Annotated in this window: 15 protein-coding genes and 2 pseudogenes; 13 read left to right on the top strand and 4 right to left on the bottom strand. The window is 64.3% G+C overall.

Going from position 1 to position 20,058, the window contains the following annotated elements:
* Positions 1-37 precede the first annotated feature (37 nt).
* The 11 genes and pseudogenes from VT84_RS35095 to VT84_RS35050 form a co-directional block, all read left to right on the top strand.
* Positions 38-985, top strand: a pseudogene (locus VT84_RS35095) (4Fe-4S dicluster domain-containing protein); the annotation flags it as partial.
* A gap of 79 nt (positions 986-1,064) precedes the next feature.
* Positions 1,065-2,468: pseudogene (nrfD, locus tag VT84_RS35090) on the top strand (NrfD/PsrC family molybdoenzyme membrane anchor subunit); the annotation flags it as partial.
* Positions 2,448-3,155 carry a DUF3341 domain-containing protein gene (locus VT84_RS42600; RefSeq protein ID WP_410000411.1) on the top strand — a complete coding sequence of 236 codons (708 nt, stop codon included), beginning with the start codon at positions 2,448-2,450 and terminating at the stop codon, positions 3,153-3,155. The pseudogene nrfD and the gene VT84_RS42600, both read left to right, overlap by 21 nt.
* 143 nt (positions 3,156-3,298) lie before the next feature.
* Positions 3,299-4,168 carry a c-type cytochrome gene (locus tag VT84_RS35085; protein WP_082842803.1) on the top strand — a complete coding sequence of 290 codons (870 nt, stop codon included), beginning with the start codon at positions 3,299-3,301 and terminating at the stop codon, positions 4,166-4,168.
* Positions 4,169-4,329: 161 nt separating this feature from the next.
* Positions 4,330-5,592, top strand: coding sequence for a hypothetical protein (locus tag VT84_RS35080; RefSeq protein ID WP_082842802.1), 1,263 nt, complete (start codon positions 4,330-4,332; stop codon positions 5,590-5,592).
* 129 nt (positions 5,593-5,721) lie between these two features.
* A complete protein-coding gene (locus VT84_RS35075; protein WP_082842801.1) occupies positions 5,722-6,114 on the top strand; it encodes a hypothetical protein in 393 nt (130 codons plus the stop codon).
* 5 nt (positions 6,115-6,119) lie between these two features.
* Complete coding sequence (locus VT84_RS35070; RefSeq protein WP_052550316.1) at positions 6,120-6,380, top strand: hypothetical protein; 261 nt, start codon at positions 6,120-6,122, stop codon at positions 6,378-6,380.
* A gap of 68 nt (positions 6,381-6,448) precedes the next feature.
* Entirely contained in the window at positions 6,449-7,909 is a 1,461-nt protein-coding gene (locus VT84_RS35065) for a cbb3-type cytochrome c oxidase subunit I (RefSeq protein WP_082842800.1), read from the top strand.
* A 421-nt stretch (positions 7,910-8,330) separates the two neighbouring features.
* Positions 8,331-9,149 carry a cbb3-type cytochrome c oxidase subunit II gene (locus tag VT84_RS35060; protein ID WP_052550320.1) on the top strand — a complete coding sequence of 273 codons (819 nt, stop codon included), beginning with the start codon at positions 8,331-8,333 and terminating at the stop codon, positions 9,147-9,149.
* Entirely contained in the window at positions 9,146-10,036 is an 891-nt protein-coding gene (locus VT84_RS35055) for a c-type cytochrome (RefSeq protein ID WP_082842799.1), read from the top strand. Before VT84_RS35060 ends, VT84_RS35055 begins: the two co-directional genes overlap by 4 nt.
* A 227-nt stretch (positions 10,037-10,263) precedes the next feature.
* Positions 10,264-11,076: a hypothetical protein gene (locus VT84_RS35050; protein ID WP_052550324.1), complete on the top strand. Its 813-nt coding sequence runs from the start codon at positions 10,264-10,266 to the stop codon at positions 11,074-11,076.
* A gap of 4 nt (positions 11,077-11,080) precedes the next feature.
* On the opposite strand, the gene VT84_RS35045 is transcribed toward VT84_RS35050, so the two are convergent.
* From VT84_RS35045 to VT84_RS35035, 3 genes are all read right to left on the bottom strand, one after another.
* The gene (locus VT84_RS35045; protein WP_082842798.1) at positions 11,081-11,719 is read right to left on the bottom strand and encodes an HAD-IA family hydrolase; all 639 of its coding nucleotides are present in this window, start codon (positions 11,717-11,719) and stop codon (positions 11,081-11,083) included.
* 65 nt (positions 11,720-11,784) lie between these two features.
* Positions 11,785-13,725: a hypothetical protein gene (locus tag VT84_RS35040; protein ID WP_082842797.1), complete on the bottom strand. Its 1,941-nt coding sequence runs from the start codon at positions 13,723-13,725 to the stop codon at positions 11,785-11,787.
* A 349-nt stretch (positions 13,726-14,074) separates the two neighbouring features.
* Positions 14,075-15,844, bottom strand: a complete 1,770-nt coding sequence (locus tag VT84_RS35035; protein WP_052550330.1) for a transglutaminase-like domain-containing protein — start codon at positions 15,842-15,844, stop codon at positions 14,075-14,077.
* 391 nt (positions 15,845-16,235) lie between these two features.
* On the opposite strand from VT84_RS35035, the gene VT84_RS35030 reads away from it, so the two are divergent.
* The gene (locus tag VT84_RS35030; protein WP_239465571.1) at positions 16,236-16,862 is read left to right on the top strand and encodes a hypothetical protein; all 627 of its coding nucleotides are present in this window, start codon (positions 16,236-16,238) and stop codon (positions 16,860-16,862) included.
* Between the two features lie 659 nt (positions 16,863-17,521).
* Here the strand turns inward: VT84_RS35030 and VT84_RS35025 are convergent.
* Positions 17,522-18,760, bottom strand: coding sequence for a PQQ-like beta-propeller repeat protein (locus VT84_RS35025; RefSeq protein WP_082842796.1), 1,239 nt, complete (start codon positions 18,758-18,760; stop codon positions 17,522-17,524).
* 296 nt (positions 18,761-19,056) lie between these two features.
* Here VT84_RS35025 and VT84_RS35020 point away from each other — a divergent pair, with 296 nt between their 5' ends.
* Positions 19,057-20,022 carry a hypothetical protein gene (locus tag VT84_RS35020; protein WP_157470186.1) on the top strand — a complete coding sequence of 322 codons (966 nt, stop codon included), beginning with the start codon at positions 19,057-19,059 and terminating at the stop codon, positions 20,020-20,022.
* Positions 20,023-20,058: the final 36 nt, after the last annotated feature.

Below are 20,058 nucleotides of genomic sequence, written 5' to 3'. Positions count from 1 at the left end.
GCTCGACCTCGCGCGCCCCGAACTGCTGGACAGCCAGTTCCAGTGGGGCATGGTGATCGACCTCAGTTCCTGTTCGGGTTGCACCGCGTGCTTGATCGCGTGCCAAGCCGAGAACAACATTCCGGTCGTCGGTAAGGACGACGTGAAGCGCAACCGCGAGATGCACTGGATCCGCATCGACCGGTACTTCTCGTCCGCGACGACCCACGGTGAAGCGGCCGACGCCGAGCCGACGATCGTGTCGCAGCCGATCGCGTGCGTTCACTGCGAAGCCGCTCCGTGCGAGCAGGTGTGCCCGGTCAACGCGACGGTTCACAGCCCCGAAGGGCTGAACCTGCAAGTCTACAACCGCTGCATCGGGACGCGGTACTGCTCGAACGCCTGCCCGTACAAGGTCCGCCGGTTCAACTGGTTCGACTTCAACAAGCGCCGGCTGGACGAGCTGCGGGTCGCGACTCCGTTCGCGAGCGGTGGTATGGGCTTCACCGAGAGCGGCGTGCCCGAAACGCTCAAGATGCAGAAGAACCCCGACGTGACCGTGCGGATGCGCGGGGTGATGGAGAAGTGTACGTACTGCGTCCAGCGCCTGGAGCGCGGGAAGTACGGGGCGAAGATCGCGGCGGCGGAAGTGGCCCAGGACCGGCGCACGATCGAGGTGGATGCCGGCTTCAAGACCGCGGACGGCTCGGTGTCGGCGTATAAGAAGCCGAAGAACCCGCTCGCGGCCGGCTACGACCTCGACTCGGTCGGGCGCGTGATCGTCCCGGACGGCGTGATCGTGACCGCGTGCCAGGCCGCGTGCCCGTCGCAGTCCATCACCTTCGGCAACATGCTCGACCCGAAGAGCAAGGTCGCGAAGCTGAAGGCCAAGGAGAGCGAGTACCTGCTGCTCGGCGAACTGAACACGAAGCCGCGGACGAGTTACCTGCCGCGCCTGCGGAACCTGAACGAGGATCTGGTTGAAAAACCGGCCGCCTCGCACTGATCGGTTTCGCACCCCTGAACACGGCGCCGCTCGCGGACCGAGCGGCCCGCACTGAAGAATTCGACCAAAGGCCGCCAGAATGACCACCACCACCCACCACGATACGCACGCCGGGCACGGGCCGAAGTTCCCGGACCCGCTGCCGCGCATCCCGCTCGTGTGGGGGCCGGCCGACTACGACACCATCTCCGAGCAGATCAGCGAGATCACCGAGAAGCCGCAGCCGTACTGGTGGTGGCCCTCGCTGCTCATCACCACCGCGCTGCTGAGCGGCGGCGTGCTGGCGGTGAGCTACCTCATCTCCACCGGCGTCGGGGTGTGGGGGAGCAACGTCCCGGTCGCGTGGGCGTTCGACATCACGAACTTCGTGTTCTGGATCGGCATCGGGCACGCGGGCACGCTCATCAGCGCGATCCTGTTCCTGTTCCGGCAGAAGTGGCGCACGTCGATCAACCGGTTCAGCGAGGCGATGACGATCTTCGCCGTGATCTGTGCGTTCATTTACCCGGCGATGCACGTCGGGCGCATCTGGTACGCCTGGTTCACGATCCCGCTGCCGAACGCGAACCACATTTTCCAGAACTTCCGGTCCCCGCTGCTGTGGGACGCCTTCGCGATCTCGACGTACTTCACGATCTCCTTGATCTTCTGGTACATCGGCCTCATCCCGGACCTCGCGACGCTCCGCGACCGGGCCAAGAGCCGCGCGCGGCAGATGATCTTCGGGTTCCTCGCGCTCGGGTGGCGCGGGAGCACGCGGCACTGGCGCCACTACGAGGTGGCGTACCTGATGCTCGCGGGCCTGAGCACGCCGCTCGTGTTGAGCGTTCACTCGGTCGTGAGCTTCGACTTCGCCACGTCGCTGATCCCCGGCTGGCACACGACGATCTTCCCGCCGTACTTCGTCGCGGGGGCGATCTTCGGCGGGTTCGCGATGGTGCTCCAGTGCATGATCCCGGCCCGCGTGGTGTACAAGCTCGAGAACGTCGTGACGATCAAGCACATCGACGTGATGTGCAAGTTCATCATGGCGACGGGCACGATCGTCGGGTACGCCTACTGCATGGAGCTGTTCATCGCGTGGTTCTCGGGCAGCCCGTATGAGTGGCAGACGTTCAAGAACCGCGCGTTCGACGGCGACTACACCTGGGCCTACTGGGTGATGATGGGGTGCAACCTGTTCATCCCGCAGGTGTTCTGGATCCGGTGGTGCCGGCAGACCCCGTGGTTCGTGCTCATCATCGTGACGTTCGTGAACGTCGGGATGTGGTACGAGCGGTTCGTCATCATCGTGCAGTCGCTGCACCACGACTTCCTGCCCGGCTCGTGGGGGCAGTTCCACCCGACGTGGGTGGACTGGCTCCAGATGATCGGCGACTTCGGGCTGTTCTTCACGTTCACCCTGCTGTTCGTCCGGTTCCTGCCGATGGTGGCGATGGCCGAAGTGAAGGGCGTTCTGCCGATGGCGAACCCGCACTACCACCCGACGCCGGAATCGCAGTACCTGAAGAACGAGAGCGGTCAGTACCCGACCGACGACCACGTGATGGCCGCGGCCTACGGCCCGCCGTCGCACCCGCCGACCGAAGTGAAGCCGCACACCGAGCCGGTCCCTGCGTTCATCCCGACCCCGGGCGGAACGGGCAAGCCGTGGGGCGCGGTCGCAGAGTTCGCCAACGGTACAGACCTGCTTGATGCCGCGAAGAAGGCGCTCGCGGCCGGCTACAAGCACCTGGATGCGTGGACCCCGTTCTACGTCCACGGGATGAAGGAAGCCATCGGCCGCACGCGGAGCCGGTTGCCGGTCTTCACGCTCGCCGGGGGCTTGACCGGGTTGACCGCCGCCGCGACGCTCCAGTTCTACCTCATGACGTACTACTACCCGACCATCGTGGGCGGGAAGGAGTACCGGGCGTGGGAAGCGTTCGTGCCGGTGTTCTTCGAGATGACGATTCTGTTCTCGGGGTTCTTCACGCTGTTCAGTCTTATTGGGCTGTGCGGGCTGCCGAAGTTCTTCCACCCGCTCGACAGCCACCCGACGTTCAACCGCAGCACTCAGGCCGGGTTCTTCCTGACGATCGAGGCACAGGACGCGAGCTTCAACCCGGACGTGACCCGCGCGTTCCTGGAGTCGCTCGGCGGCAAGCACGTGGCGGTGGTCGAAGCGTAGTTAAGTGATTGCGGGCGCCCGCCCCAAAGTGTCGCGGGCGCCTTCAGGTGAACCTCGCCCGCAAGGGCGACGGGTAGAAACAGAGTGAGAAGAACCCACCGCCCTTGCGGGCGGGGTTCACCAAGAATGTGGGATTCATTCGCATGTACATGATCGACGCGAACGTGTTCATGAACGCGGTAGTGGCCGTGATCCTCGGCACGACCGCGCTGCTGCTCGTCACGACGGTGACCGCGTCGTGGTTGGGCAAGCGCGGGCGCGTGATGTCGTACCTGTACATGTTCACCGCGCTGTTCGTCTCGTTCACGGTCGTGGTCGCGGCGATGGGGTTCCGCGGGAAGAAGAGCGACTCGCGCCCGTGGCACCTGTTCCTTGACATGAAGTACCAGGCGAAGTACCTGAGCCAGGGCCAGAGCAAGTACTTCGCGGACGGCCGCAGCAACCGGCTCCCGCCGGAAAACACGGTTCCCTTCGACGGCACCGACTACAGCGCCGACGCGGGCACGCACAGCACCCCGAACCCGGACTTCCTGAAGACCGACAAGCGGTACTACTTCGGCATCGCCGACGCCGACGCGAAGGGGGCCGACGGCGCCCCCGCGAAGCCCAAGTGGGCCGGCGGGAAATTGCTCGGCGAGGGGTACTACGTGAACAACCTGCCGCAGCAAGCGGTCGAGCGGGCCGGCGGGTGGGAAGCCCTCCTGAAGCGCGGGCAGGCGCAGTTCAACCGGAACTGCTCCGTGTGCCACGGCACGAGTGGGCGCGGGGGCGGCGGGGATCTGGCCTACGGCATCGTGGGCGCCTACGGTCTGAGTGTCGCGCCCGCGAACGTCCTCACGCCAGACGTGCAAGCACAACCGGACGGGCAGTTGTTCAACACCATCACCAATGGCAAGAGCGCGATGCCCGGCTACGGTCACCAAGTGCGAGACGCGCTGGACCGCTGGGCGATCGTGGCCTACGTCCGCGAGTTGCAGTTCGCCAACGGGAACGCGGTGACGGACAAGAAGTAGTGTCGGTTGAGGTACGGGACTGAGCGCCCGTGCCACGAGAAGTAAGCCCACGGTAGCAGGTTGATTGGTTCGTTTTCTGGAGCCGACCGCTCAGGGAACGATACGCCATCGGGTGTCAGACGGGTCGCCGGACCACGACAAGAAGCCACAGAAGAAGGCCGATGAGTACCGCGAACATTACCACCGACGGCACCCCGCCGCTCACTTACCCCGCCGGGCTGCCGGACAACGTTGCCCCCGTTGGTAACGCCCTCGGCAGCGTCGTTCGCGCCCTCGTCGCGATCCTGGTGGTTACCGGCGCGCTGCTCGTGATCGGGCTGTTCACGGACGCGAAGCAGTTCTACCACTCGTACCTGTTCGGGTACGTGTTCGCCCTCGACATCGCGCTCGGCGCGCTGTTCTGGACGATGATCCACCACGTCGCGGACGCGGGCTGGTCGGTCGGGCTGCGGCGCGTGTTCGAGAACATCAACCGCGCGATCATCCCGCTCGCGGTGCTGTTCGTTCCGGTGCTGGTCGGCACGTTCACGGGCAACCTGCACGCCTGGTACGAGTTCGTTAACAGCACCGCTCCCAAAGAGCACGCGCACCTGTGGCACGTCAAACACCTGTACTTCAACACGCCGTTCTTCGCGGCCCGGATCGCGATCTACTTCGCGGTGTGGATCGGGTACTCCGTGGCGATGCGGAACTGGTCCACGACGCAGGACGCGGTTGGCGGCGCGGCGCTCACGCGGAAGATGCAGTGGTGGGCGCCGTCGGGCGTCGCGCTCCTGGGCCTGACGGCCACGTTCTTCGCGTTCGACATCCTGATGAGCCTGCAGTACTCGTGGTTCAGCACGATCTTCGGCGTGTACTTCTGGGCCGGCGGCATCCGCGGGTCGCTCGCCACGGTGGTGCTGGTGGTCCTCGGGCTCCGCGCCGCGGGGTTCCTGCGGAACACGATCACGATGGAGCACCTGCACGACGTCGCGAAGATCATGTTCGGGTTCACCGTGTTTTGGACGTACATCGCGTTCTCCCAGTACTTCCTGATCTGGTACGGGAACATGCCGGAAGAGACGCAGTTCTTCCTGCTCCGGCGCAACGGGGCGTGGAACATCATGAGCATCCTGCTCCCGTTCCTCTACTTCGTGGCCCCGTTCTTCATGCTGCTCCCGCGGGCGCACAAGCGGAACCCGCTGTGGCTCGCGTTCATCAGCGCGTGGATCCTGGTGATGCACGCCTACGACCTGTACTGGCAGGTGATGCCGGTACTGCACCAGGACACGATCCACTTCCACTGGCTGGACGTCGCGGCGCCGGTGTTCATGTTCAGTGTGGTGCTGCTATCGGCCGTTTGGGGGTTCATGCGGTTGCCGCTGATCCCGATCCGCGACGCGCGGTTGAACGAGACGATCGGGTACGAGAACGAGACGCCGTGAGGTGCCCCGAGCGGTTCGCTCGGTGTCGGGACCGCGGGGTTCGGACCCTGGTCCCAAGGCCCGGACTAGAGCCCCGGGCCACAAACTACTACAAAGCGCCAAACGAAACACCAAACACGAGAGTTGGGGATGGCCGCAAGCACGGAACACACGAACCCGGAACCCCAGGGCTTCCCGTTCATCACGGTGGGCGCGTCGGTGGGCGTGTTGTTCGCCTTCCTGTTCCTCATGTGGCTGGTGACGAGCCGCGAGAACGTGCTCGACGCATCGAAGACCGACCTGAAGGGCGAACCCAAGCCGGACGCCGCCGCGAAGCTCGACGAGGTGAAGGGCCGTAACGAAGCGGCCCTCAACGGCGTCGGCGCGAAGATGTCGCGGGACGAGGCCCACGGGAAACTGCTCTCCACGCTCAAGGGGCCGAACGACAAGATGCCGTTCCCCACGCCGGAACCGCCGGCCCCGGTCGCTCCGAAAAAGGACGAACTCAAGAAGGACGAGCCGAAGAAAGACGGGAAGGGGTAAGAACCATGAGTGCGATTGCCGCCCTGTTCGCGGCCCACGACGTTGCCACCCCGGGGGCGACCGTGAGTGCGGCCGATATCGCGCTCTTCGCGACCGTGATCGGGTCGATCGTGATGTTCGGCGGGGCCGCCGCGATCGCTCTCAGTTGGGCCTTCCGCGACGGCCAGTTTGATAACTTCCAACAAGGCTCGCAGTCGATCTTCGGGCCGGACGAACCCATTGGCGAAGCGACCGATTCGTTCCCCGGAACGCCGATCGAGCGCTAGAACGGGCCGGAGCCGCCCGTAACGAACTTTCCCCCTTCGGCGCGCCCGCGCCCGGAGACCGATTCGACATGGCCGTGATCGCAGCACCCGATTCCCGTCAATTCGATCGCGCGAAATCGGCGGCGGAGCGCGCCGCCATCGATGCGTCGTGCCGCGGACCGGTGCTCTTCTTCGCTTCGAGTGCGGTGCTCTGGCTGGTCGTCGGCTCGATGCTCGCGCTCATCGCCTCGATCAAGCTCCACAGCCCGTACTTCCTCACGGGGACCGCGGAACTCACGTTCGGCCGCGCGCGAATGGCCCACCTTCAAGCCGTGGGCATCGGCTGGTCGTCGCTCGCGTCGGTGACCGCGTGCCTGTGGCTCATGTGCCGGCTGTCGCGTGCGGAACTGATCTACCCGAAGATGCTGTACCTGGCCGGCGCGCTCTGGAACGTGGGCGTGTTCTTCGCGGTGTTCGGCATCCTGTTCGGCGACGGCCAGTCGGTGGAGTGGCTCGACGCCCCGCCCTACGCCCCGCCGTTCTTCGTGGCCGCGCTCGGCCTCGTCTCGGCGTGGACCGTGGCCGTGTTCCGCCGGCGCCGCGAGCTGCACGTGTACGTCACGCAGTGGTACATTCTCGGCGCGGTCTTCTGGTTCCCGTGGCTCTACCTCGTCGCGCAGTTCGTCATCTTCTGGGTACCCGTCGCCGGCGTGGTCCAGCCGATCGTGAACTGGTGGTTCGGGCACAACGTGCTCGGACTGTGGTTCACCCCGGTCGCGGTAGGGACCGCGTACTACCTGATCCCGAAGATCATCGGGCGCCCGGTCCACAGCTACTACCTGAGCATCATCGGGTTCTGGGCGCTGGCCCTGTTCTACTCGTGGGCCGGCATGCACCACCTGATCGGCGGGCCGATCCCGGCGTGGCTCGCGACCGCCAGCACCGTCGGCAGCATGATGATGTTCATCCCGGTGATCGCGGTGGCGATCAACCACCACATGACGATGCTCGGGCACTTCCACCGGCTGCGGTACAGCCCGGCCCTGCGGTTCACCGTGTTCGGGTCGATCGCGTACACGATGGCGAGCTTCCAGGGGTCGCTCATGGCGCTGAAGGGCGTCAGCGAGACGGCCCACTTCACGCACTACATCGTCGCCCACGCGCACCTCGGCGCGTATGCGTTCGTCACGATGATCTTCTTCGGGCTGTTCTACTACATGGTCCCGCGCCTCACCGGGCGCGAGTGGGCGAGTAGCACGCTGATCCGCATCCACTTCTGGGGCACCGCGGTCGGCATCACGACGTACTTCGTAGCCCTCTCTATCGGCGGCTGGTGGCAGGGGCGCATGCTGAACAACCCGGACGTGCCGTTCGCCAAGATCGTGCTGTACCTCCAGCCGCACCTGTTCGCGCGCTCGATAGCGGGTGTCTTACTCACGACCGGGCACATCGCGTTCGCGATCTCGTTCGTGATGAACCTGTCCGGGTGGGGCAAGCAGCGCTCCGGCGGCCCGACGTTCTTCGTGGAACCGGTCACCCGCAAAGCGTAAACGCACGGATCGGCTACGGAAGCCGGTTCGGAGAAGACGTGCGATTTTGCGGTTGGTGCTTGTGGCCCGCGCGCGGTATCGGATATAATGATCCTGTGTTCACGTGTTGTGTCCGGGATACGCACGGATATCGGGCACCATTAAGGGCGAATTGAGGCAGAACGAAGGGTCGCAAAGGCTACAAGGCGCGATTTCCGTAACAGATTAATAGGCTTGAATTTACGTCCAACGGGTGGCGATAAGACACCCGGTAATTGTTAGCAAATGTTAGCCGCGCGACGGACGGGCAGGTTGCGATCGATTGGCGAAGCGAGACGAGCACGGTTCTTTGTGAATCGTCCGGTTCCGTGTTCGCAGTGTCTATCCGTGGCGGATCTTTTTGGCACTCGGTGTCCGCGGCGCGTTTTCTTGAGGGACCGATATGGACCGCGGGATGGTGATCTTTCTGGGGGCGGTGCTCACGTTCTCGTCGAGCTGGCTGGGACTGGTCGTGTTCCCGTTCTGGCAACTGGGTAAGCAGCAGCCGTACCAGAAGGACGAGGGCGACGAGCCGTACCCGCAGCCGCTCCAGGGCAAGGCGCTCGCCGGGCGCAAGGTCTATCAGAACAACGGCTGCATGTACTGTCACACCCAGCAAGTGCGCAGCGAGAAGTTCGGCGACTGGTGGGACGCGAACGGCGAGCACAAGACCGGGGCCGACATCAAGCGCAGCTACGGCCTCCGGCGCACCGTGTCGCGCGACTACATCTACGACAACCCGACCATGCTCGGGACCATGCGCACCGGGCCGGACCTCGCGAACATCGGCGCCCGGAACCCGTCGGACGCCTGGCACCACACCCACTTGCTGAACCCGCGGTCCGCGAACGGCTGGAGCATCATGCCGTCGTTCGCGTACCTGTACTCCCGCGAGAAGATCGTCGGGAGCCGCAGCGACAAGGCGCTGACGCTGGGGCGCGAGTGGACCGTTGATCCCGGGTACCGGTGGCGCCCGAGTACGAAAGAGTGGGACGCGATCGTCGCCGAACGCGGCAGCGCGTTGGTTGCCCAGTACACCGCGGGTCAGCCCGAGCCGATCAACATCGGCACCCCCGAGGGGAAGAAGCGCCTCTTGGAGTTCTGGCTGACGACGCCAGAAGAAGAGTATCAGGTGATCCCGAACGCCGAGGGCGACGCGCTGGTCGCGTACCTGTTGGCGCTGCGGAAGGCCGAAGTCCCGCTGCCGGAGGCAAAGGAATGAGCACGCCGAACCCGAACGCCGCGCCCAAGACGGACGCGCCCGTCGTTCCGACCGGCGGCGATTCCGTGTCCGACCTGCACCGGGCGCACATGATTCAGATGAACGACCCGGTGATGCTCACCGCGGACGGGGTGGACGACAGCCCCGAGAGCGACGAGCCGGGCGAGGGCGGGTCGGACTCCGTGCAGGGGCTGCACGAGGTCGTGATGCGCGAGCAGGCCGAGCCGCGCGACGGGTTCGAGCCGGTCCCGTTCTGGGTCGCAGTCGTGTGCGGCGGGCTGCTCATGTGGGGCGGCTTCTACATCGGCACGAACTCCGCCGATTTCCGGCGCGACGTGTTCGACGATCCGGACCCGCAGCCGACACTCGTTCAAGGGCCGGCCGCCGATCCCGACCCGCAAACGGTCGACGACCTGAAGGCGATCGGCAAGCAGAAGTACGACGCGATCTGCGCCGCGTGCCACCTGCCGGACGGCAAGGGTAAGCCGAGCGAACAGCCGCCGATCCCGCCGCTGGACCGGTCCGAGTGGGTCGCGGGGGACAAGGCAACGCCCGCGCGCCTCTCGCGGATCTTGCTGTACGGTCTGAAGGGGCCGATCGAGGTGGACGGGAAGCAGTTCTCCGGCACCGGCACGGCGATGCCCGCACACGGCTCGCTGCTGAAGGACTACGAGATCGCGGGCGTGCTCACCCACATCCGCAACAGTTGGTCCAACAAGGCCGACGCGGACAACGCGAAGCCCGCGATCACGGGGGCGATCGTGAAAGCGGCCCGGGCTAAAGAGAAGGACGGCAAGCGCGCGACTAACGGTACCGAGCAAGTGACCGTGGAAGAGCTGCTGAACCTCGCACGCGACTACGCGGACCCGCCCGCAGCGAAGAAATGAATTGAGTGATGTGGGGCGCGGGTGACGCGCCTTACATTTTGCCACAAGGCCGCAGTCCACTCATCTTGCCCACGCAGCTATGCCCGCACACATTGCACAATCGGCAACTCCGCCACGCGGTGCAATCGGAATTATCGCAGTTTGACTCAAGATCCGTGGGTCGTGCCCGTTCTCAGCCTAGAATCGGATGTCGAGTGCATTCGTTTCAATGCGCGGAGGACCGTCTCATGGCTCGGAAGTTGATGCTCGTCGCGGTCGCCGCGCTGATGGCTGGGGCAGTCGGGTGCCGGCACAAGTGCTGTCACCTGAACGAGCCGGGCAACCGCCCGCAGCCTTTCCTGCCGAACCCGCCGCGGAACTCGATCCTGCTCCCGCCGGCCGGTGTACCGACATCGCCGGCCCCCTCGGGCCAGCCCCCGGGCGGGTCGAGTAACTTCCCGCCGCCGGAGATCGGCACCCCCGACCCGAAGAGCAGTGGCCCTGAGAAACTGTTCCCGGACCCGCTACCGGGGAACCCGTCGGCGCGGCCCGGTTCATCGAACCCGTCGGGCATTCTCGGCGCACCCGTGAAACCGCAAACGACCGAACCGTCCAAGACGGCGGCGACCGGACAAACGAAGGTAAAGGACGGACTATTCGCGGGGCGCAAGCCGACCCTCGACGGGTTCGACGCACTCAGAAGCTCGGGATTCCGTAGTGTCGTGTACCTGCACACGAGCGGCGCGGACCTGAGCGCGATCAAGGACATGGCTTCGAGCCGTGGGCTGGCGTTCCACGCGATCGAAACGACCCCCGAAACGCTCGCCGTGGCGAGCGCGACGTTCAACCGCGTGACCGGCGACCGCCTGAACCGCCCGACCTACGTGTTCGGCGAAGACGACCTCCGGGCCGGTGCGATGTGGTACTTGTACTTCCGCACGGTCGATGTGCTCGGTGACGACGTGGCCCGGCTCCGCGCGCGGCCGCTCGGTCTCAGTGATCAGGGCGAAGAGGGACGAGCGTTCGCGATTGCGATCCAAAACGTTTTGGCAACGAAGTAACGGCTCACAAGCTTCGTTCGACGCCGACCGCGCTCATCAATTCTCGCACCTCGGTCGCCACGAAATCGGGCGCGCCGGTGCGTAGCAGTTCCGCTTTGTGGAACCCCCACGCGACCGCTGCGACCTTCACACCAGCCTTCTTTGCGGCTTCCACGTCGCGCAGTTCGTCCCCGACGTAGAGCACGTCCGCACGGTCGGTCCGCTCGGCGCGGAGGATGCGTTTGAGCGCTTTGGCCTTACCGAAGAGGCGCGGGTACCCGATCACGAACGCGAAGTGCTGCTCCACTCCGTTGGCCCGCAAACAGCGCCGAATGTTGTCCTCGCGGTTCGACGACAGCACGCCCAACCGCACGCCCGCGCTCGCGAGCGCGGCGAGCGCCGCGGGGATTCCTTCGATCAGCTTCAATTGGTCCGCGCTCTCAGCGGCGATCGCTTGATACTTGCGCACGAGACGCGGCAAGCGCCAGAGGGAGATACCGTGCTGTTTGAGGAACTGGCGCGTCGAGAATTCTCGCGCGGCACTCAGATCGCCGATCGGCTTGATGCCCATTTCCGGCGCGAGCCGGTTGAAGATGCTCACGGCCGATGGTAACGAGTCCGCGAGAGTGCCGTCGAAGTCCCAAATGACGAGTTTGAAAGGCACGCCAGTCTCCGGAGAGGCTACCCCGACTCACACTTCCTGTGGAGCCGCGCTATCACCAGTGTGACTCACGCGCCGGGTCGGGAGCCGGGAGTGCGCGGGAGTGCGGCGAAGCGGCTCAGTGACGGGGCCGGCAAACGCGCGGCGACCCAGGCGGCAGCCCGTTCCGCGTCCCACCCGGCGGCCGGGTCGAAGCTCACAGCCACGGTGAAAGCGAACGGACCGGCGCCGACCACCTTCTCGCGCACGCCCGCTTCGAGGTCGATCCACACACCGTCCGAACCACTATCGGTGGACCAGGTCGCGGTAATCGTTTCGGCACCGTGGGTCCAACAGAGATCGCCGCACGGCCGCAGCAGCACTTCGCCGAGTTCGTGGAACAGGAGACTTTTCGCCGCAGCGACCGTCACGTGATTGGGGAACGCGATCTCCGCGAGTTGCGGATCGCCCTCGGTCGTGGTGAACCGGAGTTCGATTTCGGGCCGGTCGGCGAGCGGTTCGCGGGTCACCGTTCGCCGCTGGTCCGGGGTGAGGTGCGCGAGCCGGCACACGAACCGATCGCCCTCGATCGCCCACGCTTCACGGTCGAGCGTTTTCGCCAAACGGACCGTGAACGGCCCTTCGGCCTGTCCCGGGCGCGGGCCACGCGAACGATTGTGATTCGACGGCGGCCGCGGGGCGTCTGCGAGGAGCGCGTGGCCGACCAGAACCCAGCGCTCGGCCAGTCGCGCGAGCCGAGGGAACTCCGCTTCGGGCAACTCTTCCGCACGGTCGAGCACGAGCACGCCAAAGGGCGGATCGGCGGTCAGAGCCGCGAACACCGGATCAGTGCCGAGGCTTCCAGGGGTACCGACCACAACTCGCGCTGTGATTTGCGACTCGGATCGCGTGAGTTGAGTGGCTTTCTCGCGAGCAGTGGTCAGTCGTTGCTGAGCGATCGTGTAGTCATCGTCCGGTACGGCCGCAGTGATGACTTTGTTGAGAGCGGCAACTTCGGCCAGCGCCCGAGTGTGTTCGTCTTCGATCGCGGCAATCGCAGTTTCACTCACCGCACGGCGGGAAGTCAGTTCGTTAGCGACCAGCGCGCTTCGCTCGGCGGCAATCGTGGCCCGAGAAGCGTCCAACTTCGCTTGTAACTCACGAACTTGCTCGGCCAGCGCCCCGACTTCTGTTTCGAGGGTGTGAACCTGTTTTTCCAGGTCCACCGGGTCGGCGGTACCAGGTTTCGCTTTGCTGCTGAACAAGCGCGACAAGAACCCGGGCTTGCGGGCGGCTTCGGCGAGAACATTTCGCGCCTGCGTCAGAGCCGCGTCCTTTTCGCCGTGGCTCGCGCTCGCGGCTTGCAGTTCTGAGGCGAGTTTCGCGGTCGCGCTGTCGCGATCGGCTTGGAGTTTGGCGAGTTCCAGCGCGAATGGCGTGTCGGTTTCGGCCCGCAGGTCGGCCTCTATGCGATCCCGCGCGGCCTTGCGTTCGGCGAGGTCCGCGTCGAGGCGAGTCAGTGAGTCATTGACCTCGGTTAAGCGTGCGAGAGCCTTAGAAACGCTTGCGAACGCGGCAATTTTGGCCTCGGCCGCGGCGACCTCGGCAACCGCATCACGGCGCGATTGCTCCGCGCGCCCGGTACCGAGCGCAACGGACGTGACCTTACTGACGGCCGGGGACGGGCGGGTCGGGTTCTCGTCGTCCGCGAGCGCGCGGAGCACGGTCACGCCGCACTTGAGCAGCCGCTCAGCCACGCGGTCAGCGGCGCCCGGGTTCGGCGACAGCACCAGCACGCGATCCGTTACGGCACGAGCGACGTCCACGATGACGCGCTCACCGGCGGCGGGGTCGGCGTGAATCACGAACAGGTCGCGACACGCAGCGGCGCGAGCGACGGCCGCGTGTTCGGCAACCGTGCGATCCGCGGGCGCGAGTGCGACGGGAATGATCGCGGGAATGGACGTGTCGCCCGCGAACAAGCGGTCGAGCCACTGACGGCCGCGGTCGCCGAGATCGGAGGCGGTCACGGAGTGCTCTCCCCGCGCGTGCGCGCCGGAAGCAGGCGGTCGAGGGACAAGGGTCGCGGTCATTAACGAACCGATACCTTCGTGGTCTGGGTGCGGAGCAGTGTGAGCGACCGACCGGGCCGGCGCGAGCGATTCCCGTTCTGTCATGCGGGCACTCTGACTGACTCAACGGTCATCTGCGCTCGCTCACGAGGGTGGTCGCGGGAGAAACGGGCACCCGTTGGCGTTTTGCGCCTCACGACGCTTAAGGAACGTGTTCAGCGGCAGTGCCAAGAGTATAGACGGTCGATCGCGGGGATGCTATCGCACACTCAAATTTCATGCGCAATCGGTGCCCCCGACTTTCTAACTATGGTTCCACTTTTCCCACGGTTACCGCCGGCTTCGCCGAGAGCACCCGTAGTACGGGTAGCAGCGGGGCGAACGTCTTTTCGTCGTGCCAACTGTGGTCCGCGATCTTCAGGTGCCCGGGACCAACACCCCCGCCCCCGAGCGTCGCGTCGAGCGGGAGCCACTGACCGTCCGCGAACACCTCGAACCACATGTGGTACGCGAGGTACGGCTTCCCGTCTTTCGCCGGGGCGTACACCAGACCCAACACTGTCCGCGATGGAACCCCGACCGCCCGGGACATCGCAGCCCCGAGCATCGCGTACTCGGTGCAGTCCCCGCTGAGCGTTTTCGCCACATTATCGGCGGTCGCCATCGCCTGAGAGAACTCGAACGCCTTCATGTTTCGGTGGACCCAGCGCTCGATCGCAACGGCCTTCTCCCAATCGGTCGCGGTCGCAGGTAATCCCCGCATGGCAGCCGCTGCGTGTCCCTTCACCCCATCGTTGTCCCAGTTGATGAAGTAGTTGCTCGCGGTGAACTCTTTGCCCGGTGCAGGAAGCACGGCCGCTCCCTTAATCGGCCCGTGGGCCGCGGACACGTGCAATTCAAAGCTCTTCGCCTTGGCGTCCGGGTTCTTGACCGTTTGTCGCGCGTCCTCCGCGAAAAGGGTACCCGGCTCGTCGTCCTTCGGGGCCGTTACCTTGTAGACGACGCTCCTACCCGCATGTATTCCAGGAATCTCGCGATCCAAGCGAATCGATTGCGCGTTGAACAGTTCGACCGGCCGGGCCACGGCCACGGTCGCGGACTCCTTCGTGGTGCGCAGGAACGTGATTTTGCCACCGAAACCGGGGAAATCGAATTCCATTTTCAGCGGTTCAAACGTCTCCGCGTCCACCCAAGTCGTGGCGGGCGGCAGTTTGAAGTTCCCGACCGGTTCCATTCGAGAAACGAACCGCAGCAGCTTTCGGGCCGGTTCTTTCGGCCACAACGCCAGCGTTTCTTCCGCTTCCAGCGTGACCGTCATCTTCACCACGCGGTTCACGACACCGATGTACGCGGGGTAGTCGAAAGATGCGCCGGTCTTGAGCCGCTTCTCCTTAAAGAGAGCGGGTTCGCGAACGCACCCGACCACGCCTTCGGGCCAGGGGGTGTTGCTGGCGCCCTTTGCGGCTCCCTCACCCGTCACTTTGAGCGTTTTGCCGTCGACCACGCCGTTTAACACGAGCGCTTGGTCTTGGCCGATGCCTTGCCGCATCCCGGTAATCAGAACGTCGCCGTCCGTGTTTTCAACCGACGATTCCTCGCCCCACTGACTCACGACTTGCCCGAACCGCGACACGGTAAATTTCTGATGCTTCACGCCGACGAGAAGTTCGCGGTCGTTCTGCTTGACCTTCTTCGCGCCCCACTGAACGTAGCCGATTCGCTGACCGTCCACTGCGGCCGCGAACCAGTAGTCGAACACGATGCCGGCGTCAACTTTGGGCGTTCCCGGCGGGGGAACCGCGATCATTCCGGGTACGAGGCGCCCCGCAACGGGTTGAGTAGACGGAGTGGTTGGTTGAGCGGGTGTCGTCGGTTGCGTTACAAGGGAAGGCACGTTCCCGTTGGGCCTGATGACAATGAACTTGGACGTGTCGTAGTTGGTGCCCCCCGATCCGCCGGCCGCCTTCGGGCGGATGACGAAGTTCTTCTGCTCGTCTACCTTGGTCGGTTGCGCGAAAGAATAGGCCGCGAACAGCGCACAGGCGGCTAAAGAGAGAAACGTGCCGAATCGCTGCATGGATGAGTTCTCCCGTTGCGCCGTTGCGGTTCGCGAGAGCCGGGATCAGAGTGTCCGATCCCGCCTGTATCTTCATTCACACCGTGTCGCCCGCCGGCTTGATCCGTTCAACGAAATTCGCGCCGGGCGCGTTGGTAACGGGCGGTACCGCCGCGCCAGTGCCCCGATCATACACCGGTTCCGTAATCGGAACACCCGGACTTCGCGCCAGTTTCGTGCGCTTCGGACAAACGGCGCGCTATAATTCGGGCGGCAGGGACGCCAGCGACGCAAAATTGGGGCTAAGTTACAGTGCCCGGGGCTTTTCACCCAGACGCCGCCCGCCACGACGCGACACCACTGATTTCTGTCTCACCCCGGGCTAAATTCCGTTGTCGCGCGAGGTGTCCCCGTGACTCCTGACCGGCTGGCCACGCACCTGTCCGTTAACTCTTACGGCTCTTTCACGCTCACGGACGCGATCCGTCCGGGGGCCGAACTGCCGGTGCGCCCGCGCCAGGGCTACCGTGTTGAAGTGTACCGCGATCAGCGTGCGAAACTGCGGCTCCCGATGCTCTCGGCCGCGGTCTCCGCGGAGCGGCTGTTCGAGACGTTCCTGGCGCTACTCGAACCGCTCGGTGAAGTCGTTCACGTCGTTCTGGAAAGCAGTCACGGGACGACCTCAGACGGGCACGCGGACTTGCGCCGCGAGCACATCGACTTGGCCGTTCTCACGAGCCACTTCTGTGAGTTCGAGGAACTGCTGACGCACGACGGTTGCACCGGGGTCGCGGTTCTCGCGAACCGCCGGCCGATCGAGGTGCAGTTCGACGAACACAAGCTGTTCCACATTTACGCGCCGAACCTGAAGCCGTTCCGCCGCGTGCTGCGTGACCACGGCGTCCGCCGGCGCGAAACGCTCTCACTTATCTCCGAAGCCGAGCACCTGCACCATACGACGGAACAGTTCGCGGATGACTTCCGCCAGCTCGCGATGCGGGCCGGTGTCGGCGATTTCGATCGCGTGTTCAGCGACTGACCCCGCATCACACGACCGCAAGGCGAGCCGCACATGAGCTGTGCGGCTCGCCTTTTATTTTGCCCCGGCTCTTACGATCAGCACCGCATCCCGTCCGCCGCACGGCTAACATTTGCTAACATTTCCAGCCCATCAAATCGCTTACTTGACGATGCAAATCATTGCTGCACAATCACTTGCAGCAATTTGATTCGGAGTGGATGTTAGCATTTCGGAGTACGATCCAAACGTAGATGGTCGCATGCTACTTTTTGCGACGGCAAGCGCTCACCGCGGTTCCTACCCCAAGTGTAAATCAGTTCACAAATTTTACAAGGGCAATTTAGGCGAGAGATGAATGCAGAATATTTTTGACAGGATTAACGGGATCGACAGGATTCAAAACGCACTGAGTTTGTAGCGTCGGAAAGGCGAACGGCCGGTGTAAGCCGGCCGGTGTTTTCAGCCTCACTGTGTTGGCCGCTACCGACATACCATGCAGCGGATATTCCGTGAAAGACTGGCACCGGCCGCCCGTGCGCAACACGTGTCGGCGCGCACTGACTACGCGCCGAGTTCTTTTCTTGATCCTGTAAATGCTGTCAAACTCTTCGCTTCTCTCACCGGCCGGCTTACACCGGCCGTTCGCCTCAATACCGCTACACAGAAGCACATCGCCTTCACTTCTTCTCGATGCGGTACAGCGCTTTCTCGGTGCGAAGCAAGAGCGCGTCGCCGTGGACCGCGCAACTGGCCTGCGTCTTCTCGCCGAGCTTGTTTTTCGCGATCTCCTCGTAGCTCTCGCCCGGCTTGAACACGGTCGTCGTGCCCGCTTCGTCCAGCAGGTACACCAGACCGTCCGCGAGCAGTGGTGACGAGGAGAAGTTCCCGCTGACGCGCTCGTTCCACCGCTCGGTGCCCTTTTTCGCGTCCAAACAACTCAGCACGCCGTTATCCGAGATCATGTACAGCGCGTCGTCGACCGCCAGAATCGACGGGTTGAGCGGGACGTTCTTTTTGACCGTGAACGCGATGTGCGTGGCCGTCACGTCGCCCTTCCCGTCCGGCTTAACGGCCACCAGATTCGCCGTGTTGTACCCGGTGCAAACGTAAACGAGGCCGTTCGCGTACACCGGTTTCGGCACCACGGAATAGCCGCCGCCGTAGGTCGCGCGCCAGATCTCCTTGCCGGTCTTCGGGTCGAGGGCCATCACGACGCCGCTTCCGGCGGAGACGAGTTGCTTCTGATCCTTCACTTTGATGAGTACCGGTGTGCTGAACGAGAACGGGTTTGCCCCGGTCTTGTTGTTCCGCGGCGTCTGCCACGCGATCGCCCCCGTGGTCTTGTCGAGTGCGATCACGGCCTGCTTGTCGGTGCCATCGATGCTGAAAATGAGGTGATTCCCTGCGAGGGCCGGCGACCCGCCGTTCCCGTGAACCGGGGTGTATTTGAGTTCCTGCTTGGCCCACACCTTGCTCCCGTCGTTCGCGTTCAAGCACGCGGTACCCATGTGCCCGAAGTGAACGTACACTTTGCCGCCCTCAACGATCGGCGTCGGACTGGCGTGACTGTTCTTCTTATGGGGCTTCGTCGCGTCCGCGCCCTGTTTGAACACCTCTTGGTCCCACACCGTGTCGCCGGTCTTCACATTGAGGCAAAGAGCGCGGAGCGAATATTCCTCGCCCTGCGCCACCGCGGTCGTCAGGTAAACATTCTCGCCGGCGATTGCCGGCGACGACCAACCCAGACCCGGTAGCTCTTTGCGCCACGACACGTTCTTGCTGGTGCCCCACTCGGTCGGCAGCTTCGCGTCTGTGTGCCCGTTCCCGGCCGGTCCGCGGAACTGGTTCCAGTCGGCGGCCAGTAGAGCGGGAGCGAAAGCGAGCGAGAGCGCGAAGTAAGAGACGATCCGGTGCATGTGCGAACTCCGCGCGGGGAAGGGCTTTGGGGTGGGAGATTGTTAAACACTTTACGTCGAAACCGGCACCGAGTCCTTCCAAAAGTGAGCGAGCAGAAGGGGCAAAGCACGCGATTTTGAGACAAGACACGCGAACCGCGGCTAACAATTCTCCATATTCGGCCGGATCGTGCTGACATTCGGGTAACACGCGCAGCCAAAAATGCGCCTCAATTTCCAGGACGCGCCCTCGGACCCGAGCCGATAAGCGCTCACCAGCGCCCGACCACACTCGCGTCACGGGTAGAATAACCGCCATGAAGCTCGTTGTGAAAACCATCCTGGTGCTGTTGGCACTCACGAGCGTGAGCATCATGGCCGCGCTCCAGTTCCACCCCGGCGCGGCAACCGAACCACCCCCACCCCCGGTCTTCGGGGACGCGACCATTCGCGCGAAAGCGGGCACGTCCGACATCGTCATCCGCACCACCGCGCGCACGGCCGGGGCGATTCACTCGCTGACGTGGGGCGGGAAAGAGTTCGTGGACAGTTTCGACCACGGGCGGCAGATCCAGTCCGCGTCGAACTTCGATAGCGGAAAGGAGTTCGTTCCCGAAGTGTTCAACCCGACCGAAGCCGGGAGCCTGGCCGACGGGCGCGGGCCGACCTCCACGAGCAAACTGCTCGAACTGAGCGCCAAAGAAAACGAACTCACCACGCTCAACCGCATGGCGTTCTGGCTGAAGCCGGGAGAGAAATCACTGGGCAACCCGGCGCGGAACACGGTCGCGCTGTCGGACCACTACCTCACGAAGCGCGTCACCATCGGCTTCAAGGGACTACCGCACGCGATCGAGTATCGCACCACGTTCCTGGTCCCGAACAGCGAGAAGCACACTTACGCACAGTTCGAGGCCGTTACCGGGTACATGCCGGCGGAGTTCAACACGTTCCTGCGGTTCGACTCGAAGAAGGGCCAGTTGCTCCCGCTGACCGACGGACCGGGTGAACAAGCCGACCCGGTCGTGCTGTCCAGCGCCGACCGCAAACACGCAATGGGCGTGTATGCTCCGGGGCTGCCCAGTAAGGGGTTTGAGGGAGCCGGGTACGGGCGGTTCCGCTTCGCGCCCGAAAAGGTGGTGAAGTGGAACTGCGTTTTCCGTTTGAAGAATCAAGACGGCGTGCTCGGCGGCGATCACCAGTTCCGGTGCTTCGTTGTCGTGGGCACGGCGGCCGATTGTGAAGCGACGCTCGCCGCCTTACACAAAGAATTCACGAAGTAATGGACCCGCACGAGCCCCACCTGTTGCTTGCAGCGG

It is taken from the genome of Gemmata sp. SH-PL17 (assembly GCF_001610855.1).
Lineage (GTDB): Bacteria > Planctomycetota > Planctomycetia > Gemmatales > Gemmataceae > Gemmata > Gemmata massiliana.
The sequence above is the reverse complement of the archived record's forward strand: the minus strand, read 5'-3'. Positions and strand labels throughout refer to the sequence as shown.

What these genes read in the sequence shown, in the direction of transcription:
- VT84_RS42600 (WP_410000411.1), top strand. Translation starts at nt 2,448, where the DNA reads ATGGCGAACCCGCACTACCACCCGACGCCGGAATCGCAGTACCTGAAG.
- VT84_RS35085 (WP_082842803.1), top strand. Translation starts at nt 3,299, where the DNA reads ATGTACATGATCGACGCGAACGTGTTCATGAACGCGGTAGTGGCCGTG.
- VT84_RS35080 (WP_082842802.1), top strand. Translation starts at nt 4,330, where the DNA reads ATGAGTACCGCGAACATTACCACCGACGGCACCCCGCCGCTCACTTAC.
- VT84_RS35075 (WP_082842801.1), top strand. Translation starts at nt 5,722, where the DNA reads ATGGCCGCAAGCACGGAACACACGAACCCGGAACCCCAGGGCTTCCCG.
- VT84_RS35070 (WP_052550316.1), top strand. Translation starts at nt 6,120, where the DNA reads ATGAGTGCGATTGCCGCCCTGTTCGCGGCCCACGACGTTGCCACCCCG.
- VT84_RS35065 (WP_082842800.1), top strand. Translation starts at nt 6,449, where the DNA reads ATGGCCGTGATCGCAGCACCCGATTCCCGTCAATTCGATCGCGCGAAA.
- VT84_RS35060 (WP_052550320.1), top strand. Translation starts at nt 8,331, where the DNA reads ATGGACCGCGGGATGGTGATCTTTCTGGGGGCGGTGCTCACGTTCTCG.
- VT84_RS35055 (WP_082842799.1), top strand. Translation starts at nt 9,146, where the DNA reads ATGAGCACGCCGAACCCGAACGCCGCGCCCAAGACGGACGCGCCCGTC.
- VT84_RS35050 (WP_052550324.1), top strand. Translation starts at nt 10,264, where the DNA reads ATGGCTCGGAAGTTGATGCTCGTCGCGGTCGCCGCGCTGATGGCTGGG.
- VT84_RS35035 (WP_052550330.1), bottom strand. Translation starts at nt 15,844, where the DNA reads ATGCAGCGATTCGGCACGTTTCTCTCTTTAGCCGCCTGTGCGCTGTTC.
- VT84_RS35025 (WP_082842796.1), bottom strand. Translation starts at nt 18,760, where the DNA reads ATGCACCGGATCGTCTCTTACTTCGCGCTCTCGCTCGCTTTCGCTCCC.
- VT84_RS35020 (WP_157470186.1), top strand. Translation starts at nt 19,057, where the DNA reads ATGAAGCTCGTTGTGAAAACCATCCTGGTGCTGTTGGCACTCACGAGC.